The sequence below is a fragment of the Vibrio sp. IB15 genome, from assembly GCF_016406055.1.
GTDB classification, from domain to species: domain Bacteria; phylum Pseudomonadota; class Gammaproteobacteria; order Enterobacterales; family Vibrionaceae; genus Vibrio; species Vibrio chagasii.
Map to the genome: position 1 here is coordinate 1 of NZ_JAEFCE010000106.1, position 5992 is coordinate 5992.

The 5992-nt window shown below is 42.3% G+C and carries 4 protein-coding genes and 1 pseudogene; 1 reads left to right on the forward strand and 4 read right to left on the reverse strand.

Features of this window, described 5'->3' with window-relative positions; all coding sequences use genetic code 11:
* Positions 1-52: 52 nt before the first annotated feature.
* From JC606_RS22500 to JC606_RS22515, 4 genes and pseudogenes are all read right to left on the reverse strand, one after another.
* Positions 53-1714, reverse strand: a pseudogene (locus JC606_RS22500) (tetratricopeptide repeat protein); the annotation flags it as partial.
* Between the two features lie 354 nt (positions 1715-2068).
* Positions 2069-2419 carry a DUF2750 domain-containing protein gene (locus JC606_RS22505; protein WP_004738289.1) on the reverse strand — a complete coding sequence of 117 codons (351 nt, stop codon included), beginning with the start codon at positions 2417-2419 and terminating at the stop codon, positions 2069-2071.
* A gap of 133 nt (positions 2420-2552) precedes the next feature.
* Positions 2553-3170, reverse strand: coding sequence for an OmpA family protein (locus JC606_RS22510; RefSeq protein ID WP_198779483.1), 618 nt, complete (start codon positions 3168-3170; stop codon positions 2553-2555).
* Positions 3170-4435, reverse strand: coding sequence for a TolC family outer membrane protein (locus JC606_RS22515; protein WP_198779485.1), 1266 nt, complete (start codon positions 4433-4435; stop codon positions 3170-3172). The genes JC606_RS22510 and JC606_RS22515 overlap by 1 nt, the downstream gene beginning before the upstream one ends.
* A 443-nt stretch (positions 4436-4878) precedes the next feature.
* Here JC606_RS22515 and JC606_RS22520 point away from each other — a divergent pair.
* Positions 4879-5992, forward strand: a 1114-nt coding sequence (locus tag JC606_RS22520; protein ID WP_198779484.1) for a tandem-95 repeat protein, incomplete at its 3' end; no start/stop codon positions are given.

A 5992-nucleotide genomic window follows, 5' to 3' on the forward strand; every position in this document is an offset into this window, starting at 1 on the left:
TAGCCATGACTGGCTTAATTATAAGCAGATACACAATTTAAATTACAGGCTCAAAACTCGCGGTTACATTAAGTGGCTTTTTACTTTCTGATAAGAAGACCGTGCTTGATATGGCGTAGTGCAACTCTTCAACTCGTTCTCTTACTTCCGGTGGGGGGGTGTCTGTCAGCATTACTACAAACTCTTCACCACCTAAACGACCAAACAACTCTCCGCTCATTAAATGCTTTCTGATTTGTCTGCTAATGTGAACTATTGCTCTGTCCCCGGTTGGGTGACCATGTTCATCATTGATTTTCTTAAACTTATCTAAGTCTAATAAGACTAGAACATGCTGTTTATTCGTTTCTTGAGAACGCTTCACCCGTTTAATTCGTCTTATGATCTCAGTTCTGTTGTACGCTTTGGTCGTAGCGTCAATCGCTGCTTTTGAGCGAATTGTTTTATTCGCGAACACCATAAAACTCCCACCACACAACAATAGAATCACAATGATGTTGTAAACCCAGCGTTGGCGCTCCATTTTTTCGATATGAAGGCGGTCAATGTTCGCTTGATGCATTAACAAGGAATTCTCTAGTTCTTGTTCATATTTGGTATGGGCAATATCGAGCGCCTCGAGTGCGAGCCGATTGTCTGTATCTCGCGCTTCCATCTGAATGGATGAATATCGTTGATAATAGATAAACACTTGTTGGTAATCATTAAGCGCTTTGTGTACTTCAGATAATTGAAGCAGAGCTTGAGCTGTGTATTTGTGTCTTGATACCTGTTCCGCTAGCCTCAAAGCTTGTTCGGCATAATTAAGTGCCTCAGCCATCAGGTTCTTCTCTTCGAACATATCACTCACAGCTAGATAAGCATTGATACGAATGCCATCATTGCTCAACGCACTAGCGGCCTCAAGTGACTCTGTTAAATAGCTTCGTGCCAAATCATAATTTTGTGTCTGTGTATAAGCTTTACCTAGCCCTAAGCTAGTGAGTGCAATGCCGTAGTTATGTGATGATTCTCTTAGTAATTTCTGCGCTTTTTCGAAATGATGAATCGCTAAGTCGCTTTGGCCTTGACTTAAATAGAGATCAGCAAGGCTGTGATGAACCTGAGCCTTCATTATGCCGGAAGCATCGGCTCTTAGGGTAAGCGCTTCCTCTAGGTATTGAGTTGATTTTTCATACTGCTTTAGCTCTTTGAGTAAGTTACCAATATCGTTGTAAACCCCAGAGATATCATGTCCTTTTGGGAATGCCTTGATCAAAGATAGGTAGGTATTTAACGCGGTATGATAGTCACTACGAAAATGATGGTTGTTAGCGATGACTCGATAAGTAATGAACTTTGGTAGTACAGGATCGATGGCATCATGTAAGTCGGACTCAAGCCCTGAGCAATAGTAGTTGGCTTGATGATATTTGGCTTGTTCGTTGAGGGAGCGACATAATTGGTACTTGAGCAGTGCTTTGCCGGTTGAATCGCTACGAGATTGCATTTTTGCTAACAGAGTCAAAAAGCCTTGCTGTGCCTCTGCATATTGACCTTTGCCGTCTTTCATCAGAGCAGAAAGAAATGTTTTTTCAATTGCCTGGTATTCGCTGTCATTGGAAGCTATGCCATAGAAGGGTTGATCGCGATGACTCATGTATTGATAGAGGAGAGATGATAGGTAAAGCTTATCACCGTAAACAGTCGAGCTCGTATAGCGTGTTTGCAGCATGTTTAACGCACGTTCAGGAGAGTGCTTCAAAGTCGATAGGTAAAGTGTATTCCAATCAGCGTTTGGAGTGTTTATATCAGATGCTCTTGGCAAAGTGATAGGTGAGTCTAAAGAGAGACTTGGACTAACTGGTTGGCTGTGTGTAACAAAACTAACCAAAAATATAAAGCAAAGGAAAAGAGAACGTGTCACAAGAAGCTATCAATTAGATAAATAACGATATTCTATGATTAGTTTGATCTTGCTTCAATTTTTGAGGGGTGTTTGTGGCAGGGATTGCGAACGGGATCTCTAATTTATTTAGTTTTATCAGAGAGATATCGGCCGTACAATTTGCACGGCCGATACTTGAAATTAGATGTATAATTTCGCTAGGTCAGAAGGCTCAAGCTCTTTGCCTTCTAGAGATTCGTTCCAGTTAACACCTACTAGTACGCCATCTTCAGCAAGAGTTAGTAGCCAATCTTCGACAAAGATGTCTAGTGGAATTTCTAGTACTTCAAAGTCAGCCCACTCTTCAACGTTGTGAGTTTGAGCATCTTCTTTTGAAGACCAGAAAGGCATCACTTCGCTGTTTTCGAATTCACTTGAGTCACATGCTAGCCAACCTTCTTCGTTGCGAAGGCCCCATACCAGTTTAGTTTCTTGTGTTTCAGAAACGAAAAGTTCTAGATTTGCTTGAGTATCAGCTGTTAGTTTGCTCATGGATTAATTCTCTATGTTGATAACGTGGCAAGATTAACATTATAGACGGCTTAGGTATATGCTATTCAAGGAATTATAACCATACTGAAACGTGAATTTAAGATAGCGTTTCAGTATGGTTAAAGGGGGAGGGTTACTTCTTAATCTTAGTGAAAATATGCCACTCTTCTTTGATATTGCCTTTAAAACCGGCCACAGAAGCAACGACTTTACGGTGAAGTGCGTGGTTGATTTCGGTGTCATTGCTACTGAACTCAGAATCACCATGGCCAACGATGTTGACTCTAGAAGGTTGAATGCCGTTGCTGATAAGTGCACGTCTAACGTTGGCAGCCCGCTCTTTTGACAGCATTAGGTTGTGCTCGGCATTACCCACCTTACTAGCGTAACCTTGCAATTCAATAGTGGTACTTTCGTAACGCTTCAAAAAGGCAGCCATTTGGCGTATCTGGTTAAGAAAAGCTGGGTTAATTTCTGTAGAGTTATTGGCGAAGAGTATATGGAGCTCTTTTTTCTCCGACGACTCGAAATATGAACCACAACCGTCGTTATCTATTTCTGCACCAATCTGCGTATCGGCACACAAATCACGCGCATTGATTACGCCATCGTTGTCGTCATCTTGTAGATCGTAAATTTGAGTGACAGGCGGAAGCGCACGATACTCAAATTCATCTTCATTGTTGTCAGCTAAAGCATGGGTAGATATAACCATGAAGCAAAGCGATAAAACTGTGTTTGTTAGCTTCATTAATATTCCACCTTTTCATTCCATTCTTCAGGGATCTCAACTCGTAAGCCAATAAGTAGATTACCAGTTGCGTTCATAACGCGATATTTTGCGTATTGCTCGTCATACTTGGCATCTAAATAGCCTTTACGAGCTTCAAACAGTTCATTCTCGGTATTGAGCAAATCGAGAAGGGTACGTTTACCGATGCGGTATTGCTTCTCATATGAGATAACCGTATCTGATGCCGAGTCTACGTGATCAGATAGGAATTCTTTTTGCTGGACCGTCAAATCCAGAGCACTCCAGGAAAGACGTAAGCTCTCTTCGACATTGCGGTACGTGCTCTCACGAAGATCCTTGGCTTTGTTCAGTTGGTAAGCGGCGCTTTCAGCGCGGTCTTGATCTGAACCACCATTATAAAGATTGTACCTCAAGCGAACCATTGCCGAGAATTCATCACTACTTCCTTCTGTACCTCCGGCATCATCACGCCAGGTTTGCGCTGCTTCAAAAGACACTGTTGGGTAGTTGGTGCTTTTCGACTGCTTATACTGAAACTTTGCTGAATCAACGTCGGCTTGAGCTATCTTGATCACAGGGTGTTGATTGAAGGCTTTTGCTAGGGCGCCATCAACAGTGTATGGAATAGCACCAGCATCGGCACGAGGAAAGGTTAGCCCCAGCGGAGATTGTCCGACAAGTCGCTTAAATTGAGTGTGAGTGTCAAACAAGTTATTTTGAGCTGCGAGTAAGTTACCATGTGCTTTAGCAATACGAGCTTCTACTTGAGACATATCTGCTGTCGAGCCAATTCCTGACTCCACGCGCTTACGAATATCACTGTATATCTCTTTGTGTGTCGCTAAGTTGCTTTCTGAGAGAGAAAGAACTTCATAAGCTTTAACTGCGTCAAGATACACTTTTGTTACTTCAAGTGCTATGTCCTGGGCGTTAGATAACAGTTGATAGCGCACAGACTCAGCGTCAGCCGCAGTACGATCGATGTCATTTGACGTATTAGCCCCATCCCATATCAATTGGGTTAACGTAATCGTTGCTTCTTTTCGTGTTAGGTCGGTGGTGTCTTGGTTGGTCGCGAGATCAGTATGTTCATAACCAATACCTCCATCTAAATCGATACTTGGTCGGTAGGCTCCCCCTGATGCATCATTCAAGTAACGTTTACTAATATACTCGTTGTAAGCACTTTTGATTTCAGGGTTACTTTCTAAAGTAAATGCTACAGCCTGCTCTAAGGTTTGTGCGCCAGCCGGCAAACTCAGCGCTATCGCTAATCCTAATGTTGTTGCTTGAATGCAATTCAATTTCCATCTCCCCAAATGGACTGACACCGAAATATGAGCTTTACTTGATAAAGACACAAAATTTAGGTGAACCGCCAAAAAAATAACGTTCGCTCTAGAAGCTGCCGTAAATGGTTGTAAATTTGTTAACAGATCATCGTGCGTTTTATTTTGATTTTGAGCACTGAAATCTTTTATTTGTATTCGAATTATCTTTCGCTAACACAATAACTTATATTGATGTTTTACGCACCTGAATTATTACTTGTTGTGAGCATTGTCATTAACTTCCATTTAAGGTTGTTAAATAATAGAATCATAACTATGAATGATGTGTTTATAGGTGTTATATTTTAACTAATATTACAAAGAGATGTCACTATTTTGACGTTGATGGCAAAAGATGGGTTTTAGGGGTTAATATGGACATGACGACTTTGAATTTGGCTGGTGCACTAGCACTGGGCCAGCGCATTGTTATTTCAACAGATGGCACGATTAAAGTCCTAGAAGAAGGCGAGTCACTTCAGGCGGGAGATGTCATCTTAGAATCTCTTAATGAATCAAATAGCCCTGAAGTTTCCGCGAAGCGATTCTCACCAGAAGATGGTGAGATTGAACTCGACCAAGATATTGCTGATATATTCGCAGCATTAGAAGAAGGTCAAGACCCTGCAGAATTAGGTGAAGAGTTCGCAACCGCTGTTGGTCAAAATGGTTCAAGTCTAGGCACCAGCGGTACCATTGAGCGAGATGGTGAAGAAACTATCCCTGATACCGAGTTCGTAACCGAAGGCTTCGAAGCGTTGGGCATGTCCCGCACTCAAAGTTTAAGCCTTCTTGATGCCTATCGTTCTATCTCAGAATCTTCAACTGAATCTAATAGCGCCCCTCTATTTACAGATGCCAACAATGTCGTTGTCGGAGGTACTGTCTCTTTCACAACGGATGAAGATACCCCTGTTAGCGGTACATTAAGTGCTTCTGACGACGATAATGATGCTCTTTCTTTTGCTATGTCCCAACCGCCAGCAAACGGAACCGTCACTTTAAACAGTGATGGTAGTTGGACATACATCCCAAATAATGATTTCAATGGTGACGATAGTTTCTCGGTCGTTGTATCCGATGGCCAAGGTGGTACTGATACGATCACTGTGAATGTTGGCGTTAACCCTGTCAACGATACCCCACTTATTACAGATACAAATGGCAACCTACTTGGCGACAATATAGCCGTAACTACTGATGAAGACACACCAGTCAACGGTAGCCTTTCAGCATCTGACACTGATGGTGATTCATTAAACTTCTCTAAAGGCACTGAACCATCCAACGGCACCGTTGTTGTAGATGAAGACGGCAACTGGACCTACACACCAAACGAAAATTACAACGGCAATGATAGCTTCACTGTTGTTGTTAGCGATGGAAATGGCGGAACAGACACTATTACTGTTAATGTTGATGTGGAGGAAATCAATGACGGCCCAACCATCGATGTGGTGGCAGAGGCAGCGTTCAATGAAAACGACG